Source organism: Vibrio agarilyticus, assembly GCF_012641465.1.
GTDB classification, from domain to species: Bacteria; Pseudomonadota; Gammaproteobacteria; order Enterobacterales; family Vibrionaceae; genus Vibrio; species Vibrio agarilyticus.
This window is the reverse complement of sequence record NZ_JABAIK010000007.1, coordinates 51,271-75,918: the sequence shown is the minus strand read 5'-3', so window position 1 is coordinate 75,918 and position 24,648 is coordinate 51,271. Positions and strand designations below refer to the sequence as shown.

Genomic DNA, 24,648 nt, shown 5'->3' with positions numbered 1-24,648 from the left:
TGTTCATCATCTTCTCCATATACATCACTGATGTGACATCGTTTGGGTCGTTGAAGGTTGTCAATATCGAAACGCTATGCGCTAGCCGCAGTGCAGGCTGCGCCCGCTAAACTCGGCGCGCGCCAGTACATCGCATTTTCAATCGCGATGAGAAGACGCTCGATGTCATCGAGATACACTTCGCCGATGTTGCCAATGCGAAAACAATCGGCATGAGATACCTTGCCGGGATAAATCACAAAACCTTGCTGTTTGAGCGCGTTGTAAAAAGTTTTAAATTGAAATTGTTCGCTGATTGGCGAATAGAATGAAGTGATGATCGGCGAGTGTTTGTCCTCTGCGAGTAGCGGCGCAAAGCCCAGTGCGCGCATACCATCGACCAAGCGTTTTTGATTAGTCTCATAGCGTTTATGACGGGCAGCAATTCCACCCTCTTGTTCAAGCTCGAGTAAAGCTTGGTAAAACGCGCGCACCGTATGGGTTGGCGAGGTAAAGCGCCATTTGCCATGTTGCTGCTCCATGCACTGCCATTGGTCAAATAAGTCCAGGCTCAGTGAACGCGCGCGCCCTTGGCAAGGCATCAAAGCACTCTTTTTGGCGATGACAAACGCAAATCCCGGAACGCCTTGAATGCATTTGTTGGCCGAGCTGATCATAAAATCAATGCCGAGTTCACCAATATCCATTGTGATGCCACCAAAGCTTGACATCGCATCCAGTATCACGACTTTGCCATAAGACTTCGCCAATTTAGCGATTGCTTCGATAGGGTTGAGCATGCCCGTTGTTGTCTCACAGTGGACCATCGCCACGTGAGTGATGGCTAAATCGTTTGCAAGTAGAGCTTCAATCTCAGTTAGATTGGGTTTTTCGGTCTCACCTGGCGCGACGACGACGCAGTCAATGCGGTAATAGTCAGCAATTTGTTTGATTCGCGCGCCGTATGCACCGTTATCAATCACCAAAAGCTTGTCAGAAGCGCCCATCGCACTGCCTATCGTGGCTTCCACTGAAGTCGTGCCGCTACCTTGCATTAAGACGCTGGTGTAGCCTGCGTGATGAGTGGCCAGTTCAACCAGCTTTTGACGAATGACTTGTACGATGTCGACATTGTATTCATCGTCCCATGTGCACCAGTCTTTGAGCATGGCTTGGCGAACGGTGGCTGAGGTCGACAGTGGACCAGGAGTCAGTAGTAGGTAATCGTTTTTCATTATTTTATCCATAAAGCGCCGAGGTTAGCGTGTTTTGGTGTATACCAGATTTGCGGTTTACTCTAACAGCTCAGTGGAAAGCACGTAAATGGGGCATAGAACAATTTCATAAAACTTTCATATCAGGCGTTAGCGAGGCTGACGCTAAGCGTCAGTTTTTCTTGCTCGTGAGTTGGACTGACACTTTGTAAAGTAATCGCAAATAAGCAATTAACCTGCAAAGGACACAGATATGAGCCATGCTGCTTTTTGGTTTAAACAAGCGATAGAAAAAGAGCAACCCACCGCGGCGCCAGCATTAAGCCACAATATTGAGACCGACATTTTGATAGTGGGAGGGGGGTATACTGGGCTGTGGAGTGCGATTTTAATCAAACAACAAGCACCGCATCGCAAAGTCACATTAATTGAAAAAGGCTTGTGTGGCAGTGGTGCGTCGGGGGCCAACGGCGGCTGCATGCTCACATGGTCGACCAAATTTCCTACCTTAAAGCGCCTGTTCGGTGAACAACACGCGGCGTGGTTGGTTGCAGAATCTGAACGAGCCGTCGAAGAAATTGCCGCATTTTGCGCGCACTACGCTGTTGATGCGGAACTGTCAAAAAAAGGGGTGTATTACACAGCAACGAACCAAGCGCAGTGCGGCTCGATGGCGCCCGTTGTGGATGAGTTAACTCGATTAAACGTCAATAGCTGGCAACGCTGCAATAGCGCAACATTGCATCAAAAAGCAGGTTCCACGCGCCATGTGGAAGGGTTTCACTCTCCTGTTGCAGCCAGTGTTCAACCGGCTTTACTGGCGCGTGAATTACGTCGTGTTGCATTGGCGTTGGGGGTTGAATTATACGAAAACACCGCGATGACCCGTTTGGAATTTGGCCAGCCAGCGACAGTGACAACGCCGCAGGCAAACATTCGCGCCAACAAAGTGATTTTGGCGCTGAACGCTTGGATGGTGGAGCATTTTAGAGAGTTTAACAATACGATAGTGGTGGTCTCATCTGACATGGTGATCACCGAGCCTCTTGCTGATAAATTACCTAAAGTGGGTTGGGAGCGCGGTTCGAGTGTCTTAGACTCACGTATTTTCGTCCATTATTATCGTGATACGCCGGATGGCCGAATGATGTTGGGTAAGGGGGGAAATAAGTTTTCTTTTAACAACCAAGTTGATCCTATGTTTAACGTGACGTCGAACTATCGTCCGATGTTGGAAAAAGCATTTAAGCAACTATTCCCAAGCTTAGCCAACGAAAAATTGGCCGATTGCTGGACCGGCGGATCTGACCGCTCGGCAACGGGTTTTCCGTTTTTTGGTCAATTACGAAAACAATCTAACGTGGTGTATGGCCTAGGCTATTCAGGCAATGGCGTTTCTCAAACACGAATTGGTGGAAAAATTCTCGCCTCAATGGCATTGGATTTAAACAATGAGTGGACGCAATGCGGCCTTGCGCAAGGGCCTTTGGGGCATTTCCCTCCGGAGCCGTTTCGTTGGTGTGGGGCGATGATGGTGCGCAATGCGGTGCGTCGTAAAGAAGAGGCCGAAGATCGTGGTGAGAACCCGTTTATCATTGATAAATGGCTGGCAAAGTTGGCAGGTGCGGCGGGTAAAGCCGATAAAATAGAAGGCTAACGATCTATTAAATCATAAGGTTGAGTGTCATTAATCTGTCATTGTCACCTCATAAACTCGGCGAAATTGACCGTGGGTGTTTGATAGATAATGCACAATTTACCGCCTCTGAATGCGCTCAAAGCGTTTGAAGCAACCGCGCGATTGCGCAGTTTTACCAAAGCGGCGTGTGAGCTCAATGTGACACGCGCCGCAGTGAGTCAGCAAGTAAAAGCGCTTGAGCAATATTTGAATGCGACCTTGTTTGAACGCACCGCGAGTCAGTTGCAATTGACGCAAGTGGCGAGTGACTACTTAGTGGTGGTTAATCAAGTTTTTGCTTCGCTTTCAAGCACCACCGAACATCTCTTTTCCCGTCATCAGCGTCAGCAACTGGTTCTGCATGTTGCACACAGCTTTTGTGTTCAATGGCTTATGCCACGCTTAGCCGATTTTTATCGTCAATACCCGCAAGCGAGTTTCAAAATTTCGACGACCGCCAGCACCATGCCAAATGCCAGCGATATGGCTGACATCGAAATTATTAATGGTTATGGCGGGTGGATAAGTCACGAGAGCCGCCCCCTCACCGATGAGCGTTGGATAGTGGTAGCCAATCCATACTGGCTCAAACGCTTTCCACAAAACACGCTTTCTTGCCTTGCTAACGCTCCGAAACTGGCAACCGGAGGGTATCAAGAAACGTGGCAAAGTTGGTTTGATTATCAAACGCAATATCACAGCGTTGGACAGAAAAGCGATATCGATAGCCCGTTGCCGACCTTTGGGTGCTTGAAACGAAAAGTGATCGCTGAATTTGAGCACTCGGCGCTGGCCATTGAAGCGGCCATCAATCAGCTTGGTGTGCTGTTGGTGCGCGATCTGTTAGTGTCCGATCCATTAAAACAAGGGGAACTGGTTCAAGTCGGAAGTTGGAGTATGCCAAGTCGCGGGCAGCACCATCTGGTTGTGCGTAAGAAAAATAAGCCTTTAGTGCCTGAATTTGCGAATTGGCTTCTTACTTGTTTTTCGCCTGACTAATCGGTTTTAATGCTTTTAACACAAAGAGTTGGGCATATTAGTCACGTCTTGGCCATGGTTTCGCAAAACTGCCACGGTTTAGTCACCAATTCGTCATCTTAGGTCGATATCGTAATTTAAATTCTGGTGCAGACCAATTAGAGTGGTGGCGTTGCATCAACCTTTAATGAATGACTTGGAGACAGTAATGAACAACCGTTTGATGAAAGGAACAATGGCGACACTACTTGCTTTGCTAGCAAATCACGCTTTTGCCGCGCAAGAGGTCACGGTATATACCGCATTTGAAACCGATATTCTGGCAAAGTACAAATCCGCGTTTGAAAAAGAAAATCCGGACATCAAAATCAAATGGGTGCGCGATTCTACCGGCATCATGACAGCGAAATTGCTAGCAGAAAAAAACAACCCGCAAGCTGAAGTGGTGTGGGGGCTTGCCGGTTCTTCCATGGCGCTGCTAAAGCAAGATGGGCTCTTGAAACCTTATACTCCAAAAGGGTTAGATGATCTTCATGACAATTTAAACGACCCTCAAGACAATCAAGCTTGGTTTGGAAATGACGCGTTTTTTAATGCTATCTGTTTTAACGAGATTGTCGCTCAACAGTTAAATCTACCCAAACCGACCTCGTGGAACGATCTGACAAACCCTATCTATAAAGGTCATATTGCGATGCCAAACCCAGCATCGTCAGGCACAGGTTATATGCAAGTTTCTGCTTGGCTACAAAATATGGGTCAAGAGCAAGCTTGGGCTTATATGGAAAAGCTTGATCACAATATGGCTCACTATACACACTCAGGTTCAAAGCCATGTGTGCAAGCGGGAATGGGCGAAGTGGCGATCGGTATTTCAATGGCAAGCCGCGGCGCTAAACTAAAAAGTCAGGGCGCTCCTTTAGCGGTGATCACCCCAAAAGGCATTGGCTGGGAGTCCGAAGCAGTAGGACTCGTGCAACCGTCAGAAGCGGCAAAGCGAGTGGTTGATTGGTCGATTTCTCAAGCGGCAAATGAGCTTTATGTACAAATGTACCCGGTTGTGGGCCATAAAGCCGTGAAAGCAACAGCATCGAACTTTCCGAATGTTCAAGCTAATATGGCGAAAATGGATTTCGCCGCTATGGGCAGTCAGCGTGCAGCGATTCTAGCAACGTGGTCAGCCAAATTTGATGGTAAATCTGAGCCAAAATCATAAAATTTTATTGTGTTGTATTGTTGAGTCGCCTGTGCGTTTGGTGAAGCGTGCAGGCGCTATTTGCATTAGCGGATTCAAAATTGTCATATTACTGCTGCAAATCTGTCATTTAAGCGTCATAATTTACAATTAACTTTGGTGTATACCAAAGGAGATTGTGTAATGACAACAACCCAACCTTATCTCGACATTCAAAATGTGGTGAAGCATTTTGGTCAATTTACCGCACTTAAGCAGATTTCGCTGGCGATTGAAAAGGGCGAGTTTATTTGTTTTCTTGGCCCTTCGGGCTGCGGCAAAACCACATTGCTGCGCGCCATTGCAGGTCTTGATTTACCCTCTTCTGGGCACATTTATCAAAATCGGCAAGAGACGACCTTTTTGCCCCCAGAGAAACGCGACTTTGGTATTGTTTTTCAATCCTATGCTTTATTTCCCAATTTGACTGTTCAAGAAAATATCGCAATTGGTTTGAAAAATCAGGGTATGTCCAACCACGATGCTTTGGCAAAAGTTGAGTATTGGCTCGCCACTATTGGCTTGCCGACATCAGGTGAAAAATACCCAAATCAATTGTCTGGAGGTCAGCAGCAGCGAGTGGCACTTGCGCGCGCGTTAGCGTTATCGCCAGGCTTATTGCTGCTCGATGAACCGCTTTCTGCGCTCGATGCCAAAGTGCGGGTTCATTTGCGAGATGAGATTTGCAATCTGCAACGTAAGCTAGGTATCACCACGATTATGGTAACGCACGATCAAGATGAAGCGTTATCAATGGCCGATCGCATCGTGGTGATGAATCATGGTGTTATTGAGCAAGTAGGGACGCCTCAAGAGATCTATCAGCAGCCTGCAACGCGCTTTGTGGCCGAGTTTGTAGGTTGTATGAATTTTATCGAGTGCTCAGTTGCCAGTGACGTCCAGCTGCGCGTCGCAGAAACTTTGCTGCCACTGCCTCAACTTACTAATCGCGAACTTCGCCGTGGCGATCGCTTTGATTTGGCGGTGCGTCCACAGCAGATCCAATTTGTTGATTCTTATTCTAAAACCCTGCCTGTGCGAATTATTGCGAAAGAGTTTTTAGGCGCTTTTTTTCGCGTTGATTGTGTATTGCAAAACGACAGTGGCGCCGCGCCTATTGTTGTTGATGTGCCTGTCGATGTAGTTGAGCGACTGAATATTGCCATTGGCGATATTCGTTACATTGCACTTGCCCAGCAAGGGCTTCATGGTTTTGATTGTCAAAATTACGCAGTTAGTGATGAGCAAGCCGCTTAACGTCAACACGGAAATTCATTTATGACGGTAATGTCTATGACCACTCAAACTCAGATCCTTAGCGTAAAAGTCCAAACGCTGTTCAACCGCATAAGTCGAGACAATCTTGTACTCTTTTGTTTACTGACATTAATGGCAGCTTTGATGGCGCTGTTTATCATCATGCCATTGTGGGCGATGTTGACCAAAAGCGTGCAAAGCAACGCCGGAGAATTTGTCGGTCTTGCCAACTTTGCGACTTATTTTGCTTCTGCTTCGCTTTGGGTTTCGGTCGGCAATACGGCGGCGGTGGGCATATTAGTGACCTTAGTGGTCGGTATCATGGCATTTGGTTATGCCTACGCCCTCACACGCTCGTGCATGCCACTAAAGAGTTTGTTTCAGATTCTTGGGACCGCGCCCATTTTAGCGCCGTCACTGCTTCCGGCAATCAGTCTGATTTTTCTATTTGGTAATCAGGGTATTGCCAAAAGCCTTCTTTCGGGGCATTCGGTATATGGGCTTATCGGTATTGCGCTAGGCCTGATTTTTTGGACATTTCCACATGCCTTGATGATTTTGACAACGTCACTGCGCACGTCAGACGCGCGTCTTTATGAAGCCGCTCGTGCGCTAAAAACATCACCACTGAAAACCTTTTTTGTCGTGACACTTCCAGCGGCTAAATACGGCCTAATCAGTACACTAATCGTCGTGTTTACTTTGGTTATTACCGATTTTGGTGTCGCAAAAGTTATTGGTGGGAGTTACAACGTCTTAGCCACTGATATTTTTAAGCAGGTGATTGGTCAGCAGAACTTTGCTATGGGCGCGGTAACAAGCCTGATTTTATTGCTGCCTGCTTTACTCGCGTTTACCGCAGATCGCTGGGTGCAGAAAAAGCAAAAAAGCCTATTTGATACGCGCTCTGTGCCTTATGTGCCCTCACCAAATCGTCTTCGTGACGGATTTTGTTTTGTGTATTGTGCTTTGATTTCTGCTGCAGTTTGTGCGCTTCTTGCAATGGCTGTTTATGGATCGCTCGTCACTTTTTGGCCATGGAATAAAGCGTTAACTCTGAATAACTATAATTTTGCCGAGATGAGCACCTATGGCTGGCTTCCTTTCTTTAACTCGCTGACATTGGCGGGTTGGACAGCACTGTTCGGGACAGTCTTGATATTTATCGCGGCGTATTGCATTGAAAAAGGGCGTGCTTTTGGTCCAATTCGTCAAACGCTGCAAATGATCAGTGTCGTGCCAATGGCCGTTCCCGGCATGGTGCTTGGCTTGGGTTATATTTTTTATTTTAATGATGCTAATAATCCGTTTAATTGGCTTTATGGAACAATGGCGTTTTTGGTGATCAACACAGTGGTGCATTATTACACTGTTGGGCATATGACGGCCTTAACAGCGCTAAAGCAGCTGCCAAGTGAAATTGAAGCGACGGCTGCGTCAGTGAAGTTGCCGCAATACCGCCTTTTCTTAAAAGTGACCTTGCCAGTCTGTTTACCTGCAATCTTGGATATCGCCACTTATCTGTTTGTTAATGCGCTAACCACCACTTCTGCGGTAGTATTCCTATATTCAACTGACACCATTCTTGCTTCCGTCTCTATTTTGAATATGGACGATGCAGGCCAGACGGGCTCAGCAGCAGCCATGGCGGTTATGATCATGATGGCTGCTGCAACCGCTAAGATTGTTCAGATGGTGGCAGGTAAATGGTTAAACACGCGAACGCAGGCGTGGCGCAAACGATAGGGATTCACCGTGCAATATGTAAAAATCAAAGATGCGATAGTCGAACAAATTGATGCGGGAATGTTGGCGCCAAGGCAAAAGCTCCCGGCCGAGCGTAGTCTTGCCGAGTCGTTTGGTACGACTCGAGTGACGTTGCGAGAAGCCTTGTCTCTGCTTGAAGCGGAAGGGCGCATTTACCGTGAAGATCGCCGTGGCTGGTTTATATCACCAGAGCCACTGCGTTACGATCCAACGCAGACACTGAATTTTCCCAATATGGCTCGAGCGCAGCAGCGCGAACCAAAAACGGTGCTCATTGCGGCAAAGACCAGTTTGGCAGATAAGCTCGCTTCACGATTATTGAATCTAGCGCCATTTTCAAATGTTTATCGAGTTGATCGAGTCCGTTATCTAGAAGACCGCCCGGTGGTTTACGTGATCAATTATGTGCGCGCTGAGCGCTTCCCTCATTTGTTGGATTACGACTTAACTCACTCGTTAACCGATATTTACCGTGAACACTATGGCGTGATTTATCAAAAAACCCAGTATCGAATTAGCACCAGTACGTTGCTGGGTAATATCGCTCAAGCGCTGCGAGCGACGTCGGGGACTCCGGCAATGGTCGTTGAGCGCACCAATTATAATCAGCATGGGGAGTTGATTGATTGTGATATCGAGTATTGGCGTCATGACGCGATTTCGATTGAATCGGTGGCAGAGTTGACAGGACGTTGAGACAAAAACGCCAGTCGATAAGACTGGCGAACTTAGATTCGAACTTATTTTGTTACCGCTTTATTTTGGTACAACTGTGATTGACTCGACGTTTGAAAAAAGATCATAGTGCACATTGATATGACTTTCCGTTCCTTCAAATGACATATCGTCAAAGTCGGTCATGGTGATTTTAAACCCTCGATCAGATAGCAAGCTTGTCACTAAAGTACGATTGCGAATTTCCATCGCGGACGTGATTAAGTTTTCCATTGTTCTGCCCTTTTTATTAGTTATGTTTTTGTACCAACCTTTCACTACATTCTACTGATTCCCCGATTTTAGCGGTTCCGTTCGTGTTTCTGTTACAGCCCATCTCCCTGACTGAGTTCGACGATAACGGAGCGCATACAGTAGTTGTGAATGAAAAATCTTTAAGGTACGGCTACAAATTTAAGTCACTTTTTCAAATAATGCTCACTGATGGATCAAAATTTCTATTTTTTGCATCACTATTGTTAAATATTGTGATGTTATTCAACTTGTGGCGCATCAAGTGGCATTTTTCACTTCGTGGTAGCAAAGCTAACTGGCCTGATAGCAAGCAGCAATCGCGTTGATAACTAAAATCAACTGTTCTCTGTTAAAACCCCACGTTATGCTGGTGAAAAATTTGTGAGGAAAATGCGATGAAAGCCTTGGTTGCTGAAGGCGGCGCTATGCGAGGCGTGTTTGCCGCTGGTGTGCTCGATACGTTTATTGATATGGAATATAAGCCATTTGATTTTGTGATTGGCGTGTCTGCTGGTGCGTCAAACTTGATTGGTTATCTTTCCGACTACCCTCATCGCAGCATTAATGTCATTACTCAACTGGCGACCAGTCGTCGATTTTTTGATTGGGCAAGATTTATGAAAGGGGGGGATTTAATCGATGTTAAATGGCTCTTTGAAGAGTCTAATCGTTTATATCCGGTTGACCCTGAAAAATTGTTTGATGGTATTCCTTTTCTTGCCGCAACCACGAACATCGCGACAGGCAAGGCGGACTATTACCGTATTGATCGAAACAACTTTCATCACGCCATAGAAGCCACTACCGCGCTACCGATTGCGTATAAACAAACGCCTTGTTTTTCTGGCGGCTGCTACACCGATGGTGGAGTGGCGGATTCGATTCCGGTTCGCGAAGCGTACCGCCGCGGCGCGCGTGAAATCACCGTGATTTTGTCACAGCCGCTGAATTATTCAAAAAAGTCGCTGCAGACGCCTTGGCTAATGCGCAAACTCTTTGCCGAGTACCCGAATATGGCTGAAGCTATGCTGCAACGTTCAGAAAATTATAATGAGTCACTGGAGTTTATTCGTCAGCCACCAAAAGGCACGGTGATCCGCGTGATCGCGCCACCTGACGATTTTCGAGTTCAGCGTTTAACGATGCGCAAATCCGTGCTGTTAGAAGGCTATGAAATGGGCCTTGAGGAAGGGCGCACGCATCTACGCAATTTATCTGGTGAGCATGGATTAACGCGCGAAAATTGCCATTTTTGTCTCTGAGATGGTTTGATGCATTTTTAAGTGACTTTTTTCCAATGACTCAGGTATAAATGCAGTAGGGCTATGTCATAAGACGCGCTACTCCACGAGAATAATTTAGGTTGCTAATATCATCTTAAAGGTACCAAGATGTCATCAGATTACACAGGAAGCAGTGCTGCATATGCACGTTTAGAGCATGGATATCGTGAAAAAGCACTGAAGCTTTACCCTTGGGTGTGTGGTAAATGCACGCGAGAATTTACTTATTCCAATCTGCGCGAGCTAACGGTGCATCATATTGACCATGATCACACCAATAACCCAGAAGATGGCAGTAACTGGGAGCTACTCTGTTTGTACTGTCATGATCATGAACATTCGAAATACCTTGATCATGAACGTTATGGTGTTGAGAGCACCGCACGCTTAGACGATCATCAATCGGCGACCTACAATCCGTTTGCTGATCTCGCTAAGATGATGAAGAAGTAATTTACGGTCATTAATTCCTAACCAGTTATGAAACGCTCCTCAGCCAGGAGCGTTTTTTTTATGGCCGCTATCTCAGCGCTGAAGCATCGTGATACCTCGTGGCTTCTTATACTTTTTAACGCATTGTTGCGATAAGGAGTCGTCATGCAGGCGCTAACAGAATATTGGTCAGGGGAAGAGTATGACTGTCAGTACGCGCATTTGTATCAAAAAAGCGTGGCGTTCGTGCGGCGACAGATTATTGCACAGGGTGCGCGACGACTACTGGATGTCTGTTGTGGCACCGGACTAGTCTCTATTCCGTTAACGCGATACGTTCTTGACGCTACGGGCATCGATATTAGCCCTGCAATGTTACGACATGCGTGTTACAAGTCGCGGCGTATCGATAATATAAATTTCGTTAAAGGCGATGCTCGAGACTTCCAACTTGGCGCGCCATATGACATCGCCGTTGTCTCTGGCAACGCCTTACAATCGTTCACTCGCGATGCTGACGCATTGCGTATGCTGCGTAATATCGCTCGTCACCTCAGTCCTAACGGGCGCCTCATCTTTGATAGCCGCTTGCCCCTTCGTCACAATGTTGAACCGTCGTTAGATTATGATTTTGGCGGTGTTTATTTTAGCCCTGGTGGGGAAAAAGTGAGCTATTTTGCCAAGCGCGAACGCTTTGATGCGCAGCGCAGTATTATGCATTTTCGTAAGCGGCGGCTTTATCCTAATGGCGATGTTTATGAATCTCTACAGCAGATGCGTTACCGCTCGGTCAAGACAGTGACCTCACTGCTTAATGCCGCAGGCTTTGGCGTCGAAAATTTGCACCGCAATTGGAGCGGTGATCTGCTTAAACCGACCTCATTGCAAATGGTCTGTGTGGCACAAAAAGGCTTGGTATCCACCCGTTGAGGATATAGAGGCGAGTTTATGGAATACGTTTGGATAAAATATTGCCATCTGCTTTCGATATTAATTTTAACCGCCATGATAGTCACTCAATGGTTTTTGGTGCGCCCAACCATCAGTCGCCGACGCTTAGAGATCATCGCGGCGATTGATGCCACGTATGGTTTAGCCGCGCTTGGCGTGTTGATGAGTGGTGTCGGGCTCTGGTTTTGGGTTGGTAAGCCACCGGAGTACTACACGGATAACCCACTATTTCATCTTAAAGTGACGCTTTTTGTGGTCATGGCGTTAGTCTCTTTGTACCCGACGGTGCAATATCTAAAATGTCGACGTTCGCTACGTTTTCAGTATGATGATCCCGGTGAAATAACACTATCAGCGAGATTGCGCTCATACATTAGCGTGCAAATCGCGCTGATTTTAATAATTCCTCTGCTTGCGGTTCTCGTCGCGCGTGGTTTTTCATCGTGGCCATAATGCATTAACAGGGGGAGTGAACCAAAAGAGATTGTAATGAAAAAAACAATTCAGTGGAGCGGCATTGTCGGTGGTGTCCTCGTGCTATGCCTGCTTTCTTTGGCCCTAGGCCTAACCACGGCTCAAGTCTGGTATCTGTGGCCATTGGAAGTGCTCAATGGGATTACGTTTTCACTTGCCTTTGGGCTTGGATTTCCTGTCTGGCTAAGTTACACCACGGCATCTGTGATATTGGTTGGAATTTTCTATTTGGGTTATCGTCTCGGAACAGCAGTGGCACGATATTTCTATCGCTAGTTTCTATCGTTAAAGCGAGCACGGGAGTCATTATGGCAACCAGCTTAAATCGGCTGTCGCTGATCTTTACTTTGTTTACCATTTCATTGGTGCTTTTGGTTGCGGCAATAGTGACTCAGGGTAACACGTTGCAAAATCTCACCCATTACCCGCTTGACGTTGCAGCCTTATTATTACTGATCTGTGTCGCCTTTATTGGGGCTCGGCTCTGTATTGGCTGGGTTTTTCGCGGTAGATCGCTGCTCGCGGGTTTATGGTTATTTTGTTTCTACCTTCTCGCGTTTGGTGTGATGGCCGATGGCGCAACGGCAGACATAGAACATTCGACGCACTTGATAGAAAAATTGGCATTGAGCCTGGTTTACATCTCGCTGGCGATTTTCAGCTTTTTTATTCCAGTGCTTATGTTGGCGATCAGCGCGCTGCAAGTGTTTGTATTACGCTGGTGGTTTTTGCGGCAAGCGCGCAAGCAATCTGCGCGCTGACTTTAACTATACCCTTTCCACTTGAAGTTGCAGGGTTGTTGGCTGGTTCTCACAAACCTCATCACATAGCTCGTCTTTGTTCACGAAGTGCTCAGAGGCTTTGCTCGCTTGCCGCCTACCTGCAACTCCAAGTTGTTTGGGTATAACACATCACAGTGTTTTGAAAATTTCATCCATGGGTAGCCGAGATTTGGGTAAACCGTAATTATAGTCTTCGCCCGGGTTGGCATAGCCAAAGGCTAGTGCCACATCACAGATGTAGCCATCCAACTCATCAGCAAACTCCGCTGCAATCAGCTCACTATCAACCCCTTCCATTGGGGTTGAATCTATGCCTAATCTGGCGAGGACGCATAAGGCATTACCGAGCGCGAGATAGAGCTGCGCGCGGGTCCACTGACTGTTGATGCCATATTCGTTTGTATTAACTTCAACAAACGTAAAACTGCCTTCAAGGCGTGCGTCGTACATGTCATCAGGCAAACGACCCGCTTGTCGCTCTGCTTCTAAACGTTGAATGAAGTCCTCGCGAGTGTAGTTAGGCTTGTGGGCAAATAAAATGATGTGTGATGCTTCAAGAGCGTGGTGTTGGTTAAATTGGTATTTGATAGCAAATGTGTTGTGAAAACGCTGTTTGGCTTCGTCACTTTCTAAAAGAAGAAATTTCCACGGTTGGGAGTTAATGGAAGAGGGGGTTAACCGAATCGCCTCTTTTAATATTTCGATTTTCTCTTCTGGGACCCGTTTGCTAGGGTCGTATTGCTTAGCGGTATAGCGTTTTAGCAATTCATTGATGATGTCATGCATACAGACTCTCTCCCCATAGTGTCGTGATGTCCCCATCCCACATGAAGTCCCAACACTTTTCTTTGTTGACAGCTTATTGCGATTCCACATGGTTTGGGTATCGTTTCAAACTGGTTTGACGCAAGAGCATTATCAAAGCGCTTGAAACCCGCTCTAAAGTGTAGATAAAGCCGCTTCGCAAATTTAATAAAATGGTTAAAGAAAAGGGAAGCCTAAGCTTCCCTAAAACAGGTTATTCCACCGCAAGGTCGATTAGTTATCGCCAAATTCTTTGCCTGACGCCCATGCGTACATGAGTTCAAGTGCGATAGTGGCTCCTGCGAGCGCCGTCATATCAGCGTGATCGTAGGCTGGCGAAACTTCTACCACATCCATGCCAACGATGTTCATGCCGGCAAATCCGCGTAAAATTTTCAATACCTTATCGGAATTTAACCCGCCCATTACTGGGGTGCCGGTGCCTGGCGCAAAGGCAGGATCAAGACAGTCGATATCAAATGTGACGTAAACAGGTTTGTCGCCGACAATGCGTTTAACATCAGCCACGATTTCCGCCGGTGACAGATCATTGGCTTGCATCGCATTGATCACGTTAAAACCATGGTGCTCTGCATTGTATTCGGTGCGAATACCAATCTGCACAGAATGCTTAGCTGAGATCAAACCCTCGCGCGGTGCATGATAGAACATAGTGCCGTGGTCGTAGCTGCTGCCATTTGAATAGGTATCAGTATGAGCATCAAAGTGAATCAGTGCCATTTGACCGTGGTGTTTGGCATAGGCACGCAAAATCGGTAGTGTAATGAAATGATCGCCGCCGAGCGCGAGCATGGTTTTACCACTTTTTAAGATTTCGCTGGTGGCCGCTTCAAGGCGATAAGTGAAATCTTCCGCGTCGCCGCAGTCAAACACAAGATCTCCAGCGTCAATTACGCGCGCTTTATTGAAGACGTTAAAATCCCAAGGAAACTTTTTGTGCTCCCACGCAAGGTTAACCGATGCGCGGCGAATGGCGTCTGGCCCCATACGAGCGCCAGGACGGCCCGATGTCGCCATATCAAGTGGCACACCGAATACCACTAAATCCGCATCAGCATTTACTGGATTACGCACATGCGGGCGACGCATGAACGACATCGAGTTGGAATAGAGTGAATAATCAGTCTTTGTGAACAAATCATTCATTTAAAAATCCTCAAGATAAGTGTAGCCCGCGAGCCCTTGTTCAAGCTCAGCAAGGATTTGACTTTGTTCTGGTGCCGCGACGCGCTGAGTCACCAGTTGTTTGTAGTTGTCACGAATACGATCAACATCGATATGGACGTAACGCATCATATCTTCAACTGTGTCACCTTCATTGATCTCATCGATATGAATGTCACCTTTTTCGTCGATAACAATCACGGCACTGTGCGTATCGCCAAACAAGTTGTGCATGTCGCCTAAGATCTCTTGGTACGCACCGACTAGGAAAAAGCCAATCATATAGGGCTTATCCGGGCTCCATGGCGGCACGGGCAGAGTCGTTTCAATGCCTTGGCCATCAACATAGTTGTCAATCGCACCATCTGAGTCACAGGTGATGTCGAGCATCACAGCGCGGCGGTCTTCGACTTGCTCTAGGCCTGTGAGCGGTAGCACCGGAAATACCTGATCGATGCCCCATGCATCAGGCAACGATTGGAACAACGAGAAATTGACAAAGAACTTATCGGCCAATCGGTCGCTGAGTTCATCCAAAATTGGGCGATGAAAGCGGTTCTTAGTGCTCATCAAACGGTGCAGATCATAATAGATCCGCAATGAGCATTGCTCAGCCCAAGCACGTTGCTCAAGGTTTAATACGCCTGTTGCGAACTGAGAGTGCACTTCAGCCAAATCACTTTGCGTATCATTGTAAATTTCAATTAAAGCGCGTGCGTCTGTACCGTCGTGCAAATGTGCCCAACTGCTCCACATGTTTTGTAATAACAGTGGCGCATCTTCCTTAGGCGGTTCGATGGTTTCAGGGCGGTAGGTTTCAGTACCAATGACGTTGGAAATCAGTACCGCATGGTGCGCCGTCAAAGAGCGTCCTGATTCAGAAATAATCACGGGCATTGGCTGCTTATACTGACGGCAGACATCGCCAACGGTATTCACAACATTGCGGGCGTATTCAGTTAGACCGTAGTTCATTGAGTTCGATGATTGGCTGCGCGTACCATCGTAATCGACTGCAAGACCACCACCAATATCGAAATAATCAATTGATGCGCCGAGTTCGCGAAGTTCGCAATAAAAACGGGCAGATTCATTTACACCGTTGCGAATATCACGAATATTGGCCATTTGTGAGCCAAGGTGGAAGTGAACCAATTGCATGGAATCAAGTTGATTTTCTTGCTTGAGACGCTCGATAACGGTTAACACTTGTGAGGCTGAAAGGCCAAATTTCGATTTTTCGCCGCCGCTTGCTTGCCATTTACCGGCACCTTGCGAGGCGAGGCGAATACGCAAGCCCAAACGCGGTTTCACTCCAAGGCTTTTGGCTTCACGAAGCACCATGTCAAGCTCAGAGAGTTTTTCCAGGACGATAAACACTTTGTGGCCGAGCTTTTCACCAATCAACGCGAGACGAATGTACTCACGATCTTTATAGCCGTTACAGACGATCACCGAGCTGGCTTGTTGCGCGAGCGCTAAAACGGCCAATAATTCCGGTTTGCTGCCTGCTTCAAGACCAAGTTGTTTCGTTTCAAGCTGAGCTTGGCTGGCTAAAATTTGGTCAACCACTTCACGCTGTTGGTTCACTTTAATCGGGTAGACCAGCAAATAGTTATTAGAATATTGATATTCTTCAATCGCTTGGTTAAAAGCGTGACAGATGTTGTGAACGCGTTGGTGAACGATTTGAGGAAAGCGTACCAGCAGTGGCATGTTGATACCACGTTGCTCGAGCTGCTTCACAATTTGGCTAAAGGGCACTTGGTGTGCTTTATCGGAGCGGGGGGAGACATAAACCTCACCGCTATCATCGATACCGTAAAATCCTTGACTCCAATAGTGCACGTTGTAGTCCGCACGAACGCGGTCTAATTGAGATGTTTTTTCCACATCGACTCTCACAGATCATACCCAGAATAGCCTTAAGTGTAGAAGGCGAACGGCACTGGGTATAACAAACACACATGATTGCCCGCAGCGAAGGGTTTGACGCTGACCGCTTTGGTGATATTTGCTGGTTTTTCAGCAAATAGAACAATCATGACCTGGCACGGTGTCCGTGTTGGCGGCATTAACGGTTAAAACGCGCAGCGAGTCTAGTTATTAAATTTTGTCGTTAAGATTGGGTTTTTGTATTCGAATGGTCTGTTTTTGTTCAATAACGTGTTGTTTTGGTATTTCAATTTGGCTTTACTCCTCGGTTTGATTACTATGTAGAGCTATTTTAAAGACAGTTAATCCTTCATGGACACTACCCCAAGGTAGATGAGGAAACGATGCAACATCTAGAAGAGATCATTGCTAACGCGAACGCGGCGATTAACGCAGCAGATTCGCTCGTCGCGCTTGATGAAGTGCGTGTTCAGTACCTCGGCAAAAAAGGTGAGCTTACCACTCAGCTTCAAAGCTTAGGAAAATTGCCACCAGAAGAGCGCCGTGAGGCAGGCCAAGAGATCAATAAAGCGAAGGGCGTTGTGCAGCAGGCGATTGCTGCGCGTAAAGACGCGTTGCAAAGCGCTGAGCTCGAAGCGAAATTGGCATCGGAAACGATTGATGTGACCCTGCCAGGTCGTCGCATTGAAAATGGTGGTTTGCACCCAGTGACCCGCACGGTTGAGCGAATCGAAAAATTCTTTGGCGAGCTTGGTTTTAAAACCGAATCTGGTCCAGAAATTGAAGATGCATTCCACAACTTTGATGCACTGAATATTGCAGCGGATCACCCAGCGCGTACTGATCACGATACCTTCTTCTTTAACCCAGATTTGATGCTGCGCACGCACACCTCTGGCGTGCAGATCCGCACGATGGAAAATGGCAAACCACCATTTCGTTTCATTGCTCCGGGCCGTGTTTACCGTAATGACTACGACCAAACGCACACGCCAATGTTCCACCAAGTGGAAGGCATGCTGGTTGACGAAAACGTCAACTTCGCGCAGCTAAAAGGCATTTTGCATGATTTCCTATGCAACTTCTTTGAAGAAGAAGTGCAAGTCCGTTTCCGTCCTTCATACTTCCCGTTCACTGAGCCTTCAGCTGAAGTAGACGTAATGGGTAAAAACGGCAAGTGGCTCGAAGTACTAGGCTGCGGTATGGTTCACCCGAACGTACTTCGTAGCGTCGGTATCGACCCTGAGAAATACTCTGGTTTTGCATTCGGTATGGGTATCGAGCGTCTCACCATGCTGCGCTACGGTGTAAACGATCTTCGTTCATTCTTCGAAAACGATCTTCGTTTCCTAAAACAGTTCAAGTAATCCAGAGGATCTATCACAATGAAATTCAGCGAATCATGGCTTCGTGAGTGGGTGAATCCTGCGATTACCACTGACGAACTAACACATCAAATTACTATGGCCGGTCTTGAGGTTGACGACGTTCTTCCTGTTGCTGGCTCGTTCAATGGCGTTAAAGTGGGTTACGTTGTTGAATGTGGTCAACACCCAGACGCTGACAAACTGCGTGTAACGAAAGTAGACGTAGGCGAAGAAGAACTGCTCGACATCGTATGTGGTGCAGCAAACTGCCGCCAAGGGCTGAAAGTTGCTGTAGCAACCGTCGGCGCAGTGCTTCCTGGTGATTTCAAAATCAAAAAAGCCAAATTGCGTGGTCAGCCATCTCACGGCATGCTTTGTTCATTCTCTGAGCTGGGTATCGACGTTGAGTCAAACGGCATCATGGAACTGGCAGAAGATGCGGTTATCGGTACTGACTTCCGTGAATTCCTAGGCCTTGATGACGTCACCATCGACGTAGACCTAACCGCTAACCGCGCCGACTGTTTCAGCATTCGTGGTCTAGCGCGTGAAGTTGGCGTGCTTAACCGTGCCGACGTGGCGCAGCCAGAAGTAGCAGCAGTTGCTGAAACCATTGCTGACACTGTGTCTATTGAAGTGAAAGCGCCAGCTGCGTGTCCACGCTACCTAGGTCGTGTGATCAAAAACGTCAACGTACAAGCTGAAACGCCGCTATGGATGCAAGAGAAACTGCGCCGCTGTGGTATCCGCTCAATCGATCCAGTTGTAGACGTAACGAACTATGTTCTTCTAGAACAAGGCCAACCAATGCACGCCTTCGATCTTGCTAAAATTGAAGGTGGCATCGTAGTTCGTCTTGCTGAGCAAGGCGAAAAGCTAACCCTTCTAGATGGCAGCGAAGCCGAACTGAACGCCGACACACTGGTGGTGGCTGATCACAACAAAGCACTCGCTATCGCGGGCATTTTTGGTGGTGAAGGTTCTGGCGTAACGACTGAAACGAAAGACGTACTGCTTGAGTGCGCCTTCTTTGCACCTGACCATATTCGCGGCCGCGCGCGTAGCTACGGCTTGCATACCGATTCTTCAATGCGCTATGAGCGCGGTGTGGACTATGCACTGCAAGTGACCGCAATGGCGCGTGCAACTGAGCTTCTTGTTGAGATCTGTGGCGGCGAAGTCGCGCCTGTTGTGGCGGTTGAGTCAGAAGCAGACCTTCCTAAGCCAAACCACGTTGCTCTACGTCGAACTAAACTAGACAACCTACTAGGCCACCACATTGCAGATAGCGATGTGGTTGAAATCCTAGAGCGTCTAGGTATGAGCGTTGAAGCAAATGCTGAAGGTTGGGTTGCAGTTGCACCTACATGGCGTTTTGATATCGCCATCGAGCAAGACTTGATTGAAGAAGTGGGCCGTATCTACGGTTACGACAACATTCCAAACCAACACCCAGTTGCAGCGCTTAAGATGCACGACCAAGTTGAAGCGGTTCAACCGCTCAAACGCGTACGTGATCTGCTTGTGGATCGTGGTTACCACGAAGCCATCACTTATAGCTTCGTTGAGCCAGAGCAGCAAAAGTTAATCGTACCAGGTGTTGAGCCACTCATCCTGCCATTCCCAATCTCTGCGGACATGTCGGCGATGCGTCTTGGTCTCATCCAAGGTTTGCTAAACACTGTTGTTCACAACCAAAAACGTCAGCAGCCACGTGTTCGTTTGTTTGAATATGGCCTACGTTTTATTCCTTGTGAATCAGCAGAAAATGGCATGCGTCAAGAGCCGATGCTAGCGGGTGTGATCTCTGGTGCGCGTAGCGAAGAGCACTGGGATATCGCAACCAACACGGTTGACTTCTTTGACATGAAAGGCGATCTGGAAGCGATTCTAGAACTTTCAGCAAACGAAAAAGCGTACTCTTTCGTTGCATTGTCACCTGAAAGCAAAAAAGCGAACCCAGCGCTTCACCCAGGTCAGTCTGCGGCAATTATGGTAGACGGCAAAGAGGTCGGTGTGATTGGTACGGTTCACCCAGAACTTGAGCGCAAGTTTGGCTTGAACGGCCGCACTATCGTGTTTGAAATCGAGTGGAACGCAATCAACGCTAAAGTGATCCCTGAAGCTGTAGCGCTATCTAAGTTCCCTGCAAACCGTCGTGACATCGCGGTTGTGGTGGATGATGCAGTGGCTTCTGGCGACATCGTGAATGCGTGCCTAGAGCAAGGCGGCGAGTTCCTAAAAGCGGCGAAACTGTTTGACGTTTACGTAGGCAAAGGCGTTGAAGAAGGGAAGAAGAGTCTTGCTATCGCACTAACACTGCAATCTGTTGAGCGCACGCTTGAGGATGCGGATATCGCTGGCGCGGTAGATGCCATCGTTGCTCACATCTCGACGAAATTTGGCGCGAGCTTACGTGAATAAACCCAATCAAATGACACGGTATACTTGCCACATTTGAAGTGCCTGTTCCTTGGAAAATTAAGCAATGGGCACTCACGAACCTTATTGCATCGTGTATCTATGTGCATGACGTGCTCGAAGGCTTTGTTCACTTGTTGCCTATCGGTATCTTCAAGTTGTTTGGGTATCAGTGTCTGTTGATTAGTAATTGTAAACCCTGCTTCGGCAGGGTTTTTTATTTATTGCATAGCTAAAGTTGGCTGTGGCAAATTTTGGCGAGAAATAAGCTTCTGTTGCTATCGTGTTGTTTTTGTGTGACAAATGCACGGTGTTGTGTCAAGGGAAGGCAAAAATCGCGTATTAATTCTCAGGAATTTGATAAAAAGTTGGCGAAAATCATAAGCTTGGCATACACTTCTTGTGTAAACCCGATATGTTGTTGATTGGTAGGGTAAATTGACCATTATCGCTATCACACGTAGCATTGTTTAACACAGTTTTTGAGGAAAGGTCTATGGCGCTCACAAAAGCCGATTTGGCAGAGAACCTGTTTGAAAAACTAGGATTCAGTAAACGGGATGCCAAGGAAACGGTTGAAGTGTTCTTTGAAGAAATTCGTAAAGCACTGGAAGGTGGGGAACAGGTAAAACTGTCCGGTTTTGGTAATTTCGATCTACGAGATAAAAATGAACGACCCGGACGAAACCCGAAAACCGGTGAAGACATTCCTATTACAGCCCGCCGCGTGGTGACCTTTCGCCCCGGACAGAAGCTAAAAGCTCGCGTAGAAAGTTTGAAACCTGAGTAAGATGCAAAAAGACCACGCAAAGCGTGGTCTTTTTTATGATGGTTATTGATGCATTAGGCCGCGGCTTGAGGAGTGAGATAAGGCTGCCATGCGTCTTGATAGAGCTGCTTAGACGTTCGGCGCATTTTACTGATTTCGGCTAATTCGATGTCATTTAAATCGCGCTGCTCTGTTGCCGCAACGCGTTCTATTTTTTGGATCTTCTCATAGAGTAGGTGTTCAGGGCCGCTCTTAACTTCTGCAATTGCCGCTAAGTGCATTTGCACCTCTGCGATATGGCCACTTTGGGGTAATTTTACAAGAATGTTTAAATCACGGTAACCCGAACGTGCTGGTTCTTTGAAGCGATTTTTCACGCGCACAATGGTGGTTTCACGTTCAAGCACTTCAAATGCGCTCACCAGTGCTTCAATCGAATCAGCGCTGATCGTCGCTCGAGCGATATCAGTGATCGCGGAAACATTTCCACCCAGTTCAGTTGCGATTTTTTCTTGAGCACGCTCGCGAGATTTGACACCAGCAAAGACGGTTTTGGTGTCACTGAGCAGAGCCGCGCTACTGCATAGTGTTTCGAGTTCGGTTTGGGCAGTGAGCGCATTGTCGTACAAACGCTCAAAATCATTTTCAGGTTGAGGGGGCGTGTTGTCAAAATTGGTGATGCCATAAAGGCCGTTGAGGCTATGGCGAAATAATTTTGGGCAAACTTGATTTTGCCCGGTCGCGCGAGTGGGGTTATCCACTTGGCTAACCAGTGGCGCTGCACTAATTGCAGGCGCTCGGCTTAGTACTAGCAGCATCAATGCTGTTGTGCGAAGCAGTATATTCATCGACAATCCTTACCTTGCATTGTTTCAAAAAGGTGAGCAAAAAGCGCAGGGCAGAAACAAACAGGGTCTAACAACTATATTGGGTCGAGTTATCGAGAAACAACAGTACCTTTACAAAACTTTGCGTTATATCGCACTGTTGGAGAAGGGCGACAGGTTAATAGTTTAATCTGACCGCTGTCAGATAAAAATTCTGTAATTTGCTTCTCAATACGTCAATGATGTTATCAGTAATTGACCGTGGCAAATGCGATCACCTTAACGCTTTGACTACCGTTAATGTCAAGATTTGGTTAGGATGGATAATCAGTCAGCTTTTAAATAAAAATAGAATGCAAGAACAAGAGTTTTGGCACCAAAAATGGGCCAGCAATCAAATCGGATTTCATCTTCTCGATGTTAATCCTCTCTTAAGCCAATATTGGGGTGCAACTCAGCCTGAGCGGCATCATTCCGTCTTGGTGCCTTTGTGTGGTAAAAGTGAAGATCTTGTGTGGCTTGCTGCGCGACACGATAATGTTATTGGCGTTGAGTTATGTCCCATCGCTGTACGAGCGTTTTTTGCGGAGCATTTCTACACGCCAACGGTGACTGAGCTTAGTGGCTCGCATCAGTTATATCAATTTGATGAATTGTCGATTTATAGTGGGGATTTCTTTACCGCGCCTTTGAGTAAAGCGGACCGCATCTACGATCGAGCTGCATTGAGCGCACTCTCTCCGTCACAACGTGAGGCGTATGTTCGTAGGCTGCTTGAACATCTTAACCCCGGCGGAAAAATTCTTTTAGTCACGCTCGATTATGCGCAAGAAGAGATGTCAGGTCCGCCTTACAGCGTGCCTTTTACGGAAATTAGTCAAAGGTTTGAGCAGTGCAAAATCACCCAGTTATTTGTCGATGACGCCGACGAGGCCCATCCGAAAAGAGTGCAAAAGGGGTTAAGTCGCTTTTCTGAGCAGGTTTACTTGATAGAGACTTAACAGACCCCAAAAGGGGCAGGTTGATGACCTGCCCCTTTTTGTGCGCAAGAAAAAACGGGTTTAATCTGGTGAGTAAATGACTTTAATTTGCTTGGCCTGTTCAACCGCTTGAGTCACTGCCGTTTCGGTATTTTCTGCGCGAGTCAATACCACGCCTAAGCGACGGCGACCGTTAATCTCTGGTTTACCAAAAAGACGTAACTGGGTTTTAGGCTTTGCTAAACACTCGGCCATACCGTCAAAACGCACATCTTGTGATTGTCCTTGCCCAAGGATAACCGCAGAAGCCGATGGGCCAAATTGCTCAATCGCACCAATCGGCATGCCGGTAAAGGCGCGAACATGCAGGGCAAATTCTGAAATGTCTTGGGAAATTAAGGTAACTAAGCCAGTATCGTGAGGGCGAGGGGAGACTTCGTTGAAAATGACGTTATCGCCCTTTACAAACAGCTCTACGCCAAAGATGCCATATCCGCCTAATGCGTTGACCACTTGCTCCGCGGTATATTCTGCCGCTTTGCGAGCGTTGTCAGACATAACTTGCGGTTGCCAAGATTCACGATAATCACCGTCTTCTTGGCGGTGACCAATAGGCTTACAAAAATGCACGCCATCAACGGCGCGTACGGTTAGTAGCGTAATTTCGTAATCAAAGTCGACAAAGCCTTCTACAATTACACGTCCAGCGCCCGCGCGGCCCCCTTCCTGAGCGTACAACCAAGCTGCCTCTATATCGTCTTCACTACGAAGTACACTTTGACCTTTACCCGAAGAGCTCATTACTGGCTTGACGACGCAAGGCAGACCAACGGTCTCAATCGCTTGAGTGAAATCGGCGTAATTGTCTGCAAATTGATAAGCGGAGGTGTTGAGTCCAAGTGTTTCCGCGGCAAGTCGGCGAATACCTTCACGGTTCATGGTTAATTGAGTCGCTTTCGCTGACGGCACCACGTTGAGGCCTTGCGCTTCAAGTTCCACTAGCGTGTCGGTTGCAATCGCTTCAATTTCGGGTACGACAAAATCAGGCTTTTCACTGGCTATAAGGGCCGCTAAAGCATCACCATCGAGCATGTCGATTACATGGCTACGGTGCGCGACTTGCATCGCGGGCGCATCGGCATAACGGTCGCAAGCAATCACTTCAAGCCCAAGCCGTTGGCATTCAATGGCGACCTCTTTACCAAGCTCACCAGAGCCAAGCAGAAGCACGCGAGTGGCGGAGGGGCGAGTTGCAGTACCAAACATAGATTTCCCTTACAAAATACAGTGATGAAACGAAAACTGCTGGCGATCATACTGAAAAATGAGCCACATGCAAACGTTTGCGTCATGCGCATCGAAATTGATTCCGGTATTACCTATCGATACGAGGAGGCACGT

23 protein-coding genes are annotated in these 24,648 nt (G+C 47.3%); 16 read left to right on the top strand and 7 right to left on the bottom strand.

What is annotated here, in order from left to right:
- Positions 1-74: 74 nt before the first annotated feature.
- Complete coding sequence (gene phnW, locus HGP28_RS08695; protein WP_168836061.1) at positions 75-1,214, bottom strand: 2-aminoethylphosphonate--pyruvate transaminase; 1,140 nt, start codon at positions 1,212-1,214, stop codon at positions 75-77.
- A gap of 232 nt (positions 1,215-1,446) precedes the next feature.
- Here phnW and HGP28_RS08690 point away from each other — a divergent pair, with 232 nt between their 5' ends.
- From HGP28_RS08690 to phnR, 6 genes are all read left to right on the top strand, one after another.
- On the top strand, positions 1,447-2,850 hold the full coding sequence (locus HGP28_RS08690; protein WP_168836060.1) for an FAD-dependent oxidoreductase: 1,404 nt from the start codon (positions 1,447-1,449) through the stop codon (positions 2,848-2,850).
- Between the two features lie 90 nt (positions 2,851-2,940).
- A complete protein-coding gene (locus HGP28_RS08685; RefSeq protein ID WP_168836059.1) occupies positions 2,941-3,870 on the top strand; it encodes a LysR substrate-binding domain-containing protein in 930 nt (309 codons plus the stop codon).
- Positions 3,871-4,057: 187 nt separating this feature from the next.
- On the top strand, positions 4,058-5,065 hold the full coding sequence (locus tag HGP28_RS08680; protein ID WP_168836058.1) for a putative 2-aminoethylphosphonate ABC transporter substrate-binding protein: 1,008 nt from the start codon (positions 4,058-4,060) through the stop codon (positions 5,063-5,065).
- Between the two features lie 162 nt (positions 5,066-5,227).
- Positions 5,228-6,340 (top strand): putative 2-aminoethylphosphonate ABC transporter ATP-binding protein, encoded by a 1,113-nt coding sequence (locus HGP28_RS08675; protein ID WP_168836057.1) that lies wholly within the window; start codon positions 5,228-5,230, stop codon positions 6,338-6,340.
- A 36-nt stretch (positions 6,341-6,376) separates the two neighbouring features.
- Positions 6,377-8,086, top strand: coding sequence for a putative 2-aminoethylphosphonate ABC transporter permease subunit (locus HGP28_RS08670; RefSeq protein WP_246225674.1), 1,710 nt, complete (start codon positions 6,377-6,379; stop codon positions 8,084-8,086).
- A 9-nt stretch (positions 8,087-8,095) separates the two neighbouring features.
- The gene (gene phnR / locus HGP28_RS08665) at positions 8,096-8,803 is read left to right on the top strand and encodes a phosphonate utilization transcriptional regulator PhnR (protein ID WP_168836055.1); all 708 of its coding nucleotides are present in this window, start codon (positions 8,096-8,098) and stop codon (positions 8,801-8,803) included.
- A 60-nt stretch (positions 8,804-8,863) separates the two neighbouring features.
- Here phnR and HGP28_RS08660 read toward each other — a convergent pair whose 3' ends face one another.
- Positions 8,864-9,055 (bottom strand): hypothetical protein, encoded by a 192-nt coding sequence (locus HGP28_RS08660; RefSeq protein ID WP_168836054.1) that lies wholly within the window; start codon positions 9,053-9,055, stop codon positions 8,864-8,866.
- 416 nt (positions 9,056-9,471) lie between these two features.
- On the opposite strand from HGP28_RS08660, the gene HGP28_RS08655 reads away from it, so the two are divergent.
- The 6 genes from HGP28_RS08655 (at position 9,472) to HGP28_RS08630 (ending at position 12,977) form a co-directional block, all read left to right on the top strand.
- Positions 9,472-10,338, top strand: a complete 867-nt coding sequence (locus HGP28_RS08655) for a patatin-like phospholipase family protein (protein ID WP_168836053.1) — start codon at positions 9,472-9,474, stop codon at positions 10,336-10,338.
- A gap of 129 nt (positions 10,339-10,467) precedes the next feature.
- The gene (locus HGP28_RS08650; RefSeq protein ID WP_168836052.1) at positions 10,468-10,812 is read left to right on the top strand and encodes a YajD family HNH nuclease; all 345 of its coding nucleotides are present in this window, start codon (positions 10,468-10,470) and stop codon (positions 10,810-10,812) included.
- A gap of 144 nt (positions 10,813-10,956) precedes the next feature.
- Positions 10,957-11,721, top strand: a complete 765-nt coding sequence (locus HGP28_RS08645; RefSeq protein WP_168836051.1) for a class I SAM-dependent methyltransferase — start codon at positions 10,957-10,959, stop codon at positions 11,719-11,721.
- A gap of 18 nt (positions 11,722-11,739) precedes the next feature.
- Complete coding sequence (locus tag HGP28_RS08640; RefSeq protein WP_168836050.1) at positions 11,740-12,195, top strand: DUF2214 family protein; 456 nt, start codon at positions 11,740-11,742, stop codon at positions 12,193-12,195.
- A gap of 36 nt (positions 12,196-12,231) precedes the next feature.
- Positions 12,232-12,492: a hypothetical protein gene (locus HGP28_RS08635; RefSeq protein WP_168836049.1), complete on the top strand. Its 261-nt coding sequence runs from the start codon at positions 12,232-12,234 to the stop codon at positions 12,490-12,492.
- A gap of 32 nt (positions 12,493-12,524) precedes the next feature.
- Complete coding sequence (locus HGP28_RS08630; RefSeq protein WP_168836048.1) at positions 12,525-12,977, top strand: hypothetical protein; 453 nt, start codon at positions 12,525-12,527, stop codon at positions 12,975-12,977.
- A gap of 150 nt (positions 12,978-13,127) precedes the next feature.
- On the opposite strand, the gene HGP28_RS08625 is transcribed toward HGP28_RS08630, so the two are convergent.
- The 3 genes from HGP28_RS08625 to speA form a co-directional block, all read right to left on the bottom strand.
- A complete protein-coding gene (locus HGP28_RS08625; RefSeq protein ID WP_168836047.1) occupies positions 13,128-13,784 on the bottom strand; it encodes a nitroreductase family protein in 657 nt (218 codons plus the stop codon).
- Positions 13,785-14,036: 252 nt separating this feature from the next.
- On the bottom strand, positions 14,037-14,969 hold the full coding sequence (speB, locus tag HGP28_RS08620; protein ID WP_168836046.1) for an agmatinase: 933 nt from the start codon (positions 14,967-14,969) through the stop codon (positions 14,037-14,039).
- The gene (gene speA / locus HGP28_RS08615; RefSeq protein WP_343033836.1) at positions 14,970-16,892 is read right to left on the bottom strand and encodes an arginine decarboxylase; all 1,923 of its coding nucleotides are present in this window, start codon (positions 16,890-16,892) and stop codon (positions 14,970-14,972) included.
- 374 nt (positions 16,893-17,266) lie between these two features.
- Here speA and pheS point away from each other — a divergent pair, with 374 nt between their 5' ends.
- The 3 genes from pheS to ihfA all read left to right on the top strand — a co-directional run bounded on the left by pheS (position 17,267) and on the right by ihfA (position 21,461).
- Positions 17,267-18,250 carry a phenylalanine--tRNA ligase subunit alpha gene (pheS, locus tag HGP28_RS08610; RefSeq protein ID WP_168836044.1) on the top strand — a complete coding sequence of 328 codons (984 nt, stop codon included), beginning with the start codon at positions 17,267-17,269 and terminating at the stop codon, positions 18,248-18,250.
- Between the two features lie 18 nt (positions 18,251-18,268).
- Entirely contained in the window at positions 18,269-20,674 is a 2,406-nt protein-coding gene (pheT, locus tag HGP28_RS08605; protein ID WP_168836043.1) for a phenylalanine--tRNA ligase subunit beta, read from the top strand.
- 493 nt (positions 20,675-21,167) lie between these two features.
- Positions 21,168-21,461: an integration host factor subunit alpha gene (gene ihfA, locus HGP28_RS08600; RefSeq protein WP_168836042.1), complete on the top strand. Its 294-nt coding sequence runs from the start codon at positions 21,168-21,170 to the stop codon at positions 21,459-21,461.
- A 53-nt stretch (positions 21,462-21,514) separates the two neighbouring features.
- On the opposite strand, the gene HGP28_RS08595 is transcribed toward ihfA, so the two are convergent.
- Positions 21,515-22,288, bottom strand: coding sequence for a RelA/SpoT domain-containing protein (locus HGP28_RS08595; RefSeq protein ID WP_168836041.1), 774 nt, complete (start codon positions 22,286-22,288; stop codon positions 21,515-21,517).
- Positions 22,289-22,620: 332 nt separating this feature from the next.
- Between HGP28_RS08595 and HGP28_RS08590 the strand changes: the two genes are divergently transcribed.
- Positions 22,621-23,268 carry a thiopurine S-methyltransferase gene (locus HGP28_RS08590; protein WP_168836040.1) on the top strand — a complete coding sequence of 216 codons (648 nt, stop codon included), beginning with the start codon at positions 22,621-22,623 and terminating at the stop codon, positions 23,266-23,268.
- A gap of 60 nt (positions 23,269-23,328) precedes the next feature.
- On the opposite strand, the gene purT is transcribed toward HGP28_RS08590, so the two are convergent.
- Positions 23,329-24,513: a formate-dependent phosphoribosylglycinamide formyltransferase gene (purT, locus tag HGP28_RS08585; protein ID WP_168836039.1), complete on the bottom strand. Its 1,185-nt coding sequence runs from the start codon at positions 24,511-24,513 to the stop codon at positions 23,329-23,331.
- Positions 24,514-24,648: the final 135 nt, after the last annotated feature.

Coding starts and splice junctions, on each gene's coding strand:
- ihfA (WP_168836042.1), top strand. CDS start 21,168: ATGGCGCTCACAAAAGCCGATTTGGCAGAGAACCTGTTTGAAAAACTA.
- pheS (WP_168836044.1), top strand. CDS start 17,267: ATGCAACATCTAGAAGAGATCATTGCTAACGCGAACGCGGCGATTAAC.
- speB (WP_168836046.1), bottom strand. CDS start 14,969: ATGAATGATTTGTTCACAAAGACTGATTATTCACTCTATTCCAACTCG.
- HGP28_RS08635 (WP_168836049.1), top strand. CDS start 12,232: ATGAAAAAAACAATTCAGTGGAGCGGCATTGTCGGTGGTGTCCTCGTG.
- HGP28_RS08675 (WP_168836057.1), top strand. CDS start 5,228: ATGACAACAACCCAACCTTATCTCGACATTCAAAATGTGGTGAAGCAT.
- HGP28_RS08640 (WP_168836050.1), top strand. CDS start 11,740: ATGGAATACGTTTGGATAAAATATTGCCATCTGCTTTCGATATTAATT.
- HGP28_RS08670 (WP_246225674.1), top strand. CDS start 6,377: ATGACCACTCAAACTCAGATCCTTAGCGTAAAAGTCCAAACGCTGTTC.
- HGP28_RS08625 (WP_168836047.1), bottom strand. CDS start 13,784: ATGCATGACATCATCAATGAATTGCTAAAACGCTATACCGCTAAGCAA.
- HGP28_RS08650 (WP_168836052.1), top strand. CDS start 10,468: ATGTCATCAGATTACACAGGAAGCAGTGCTGCATATGCACGTTTAGAG.
- phnW (WP_168836061.1), bottom strand. CDS start 1,214: ATGAAAAACGATTACCTACTACTGACTCCTGGTCCACTGTCGACCTCA.
- pheT (WP_168836043.1), top strand. CDS start 18,269: ATGAAATTCAGCGAATCATGGCTTCGTGAGTGGGTGAATCCTGCGATT.
- HGP28_RS08645 (WP_168836051.1), top strand. CDS start 10,957: ATGCAGGCGCTAACAGAATATTGGTCAGGGGAAGAGTATGACTGTCAG.
- purT (WP_168836039.1), bottom strand. CDS start 24,513: ATGTTTGGTACTGCAACTCGCCCCTCCGCCACTCGCGTGCTTCTGCTT.
- HGP28_RS08690 (WP_168836060.1), top strand. CDS start 1,447: ATGAGCCATGCTGCTTTTTGGTTTAAACAAGCGATAGAAAAAGAGCAA.
- HGP28_RS08630 (WP_168836048.1), top strand. CDS start 12,525: ATGGCAACCAGCTTAAATCGGCTGTCGCTGATCTTTACTTTGTTTACC.
- HGP28_RS08595 (WP_168836041.1), bottom strand. CDS start 22,288: ATGAATATACTGCTTCGCACAACAGCATTGATGCTGCTAGTACTAAGC.
- HGP28_RS08660 (WP_168836054.1), bottom strand. CDS start 9,055: ATGGAAAACTTAATCACGTCCGCGATGGAAATTCGCAATCGTACTTTA.
- HGP28_RS08590 (WP_168836040.1), top strand. CDS start 22,621: ATGCAAGAACAAGAGTTTTGGCACCAAAAATGGGCCAGCAATCAAATC.
- HGP28_RS08685 (WP_168836059.1), top strand. CDS start 2,941: ATGCACAATTTACCGCCTCTGAATGCGCTCAAAGCGTTTGAAGCAACC.
- HGP28_RS08680 (WP_168836058.1), top strand. CDS start 4,058: ATGAACAACCGTTTGATGAAAGGAACAATGGCGACACTACTTGCTTTG.
- HGP28_RS08655 (WP_168836053.1), top strand. CDS start 9,472: ATGAAAGCCTTGGTTGCTGAAGGCGGCGCTATGCGAGGCGTGTTTGCC.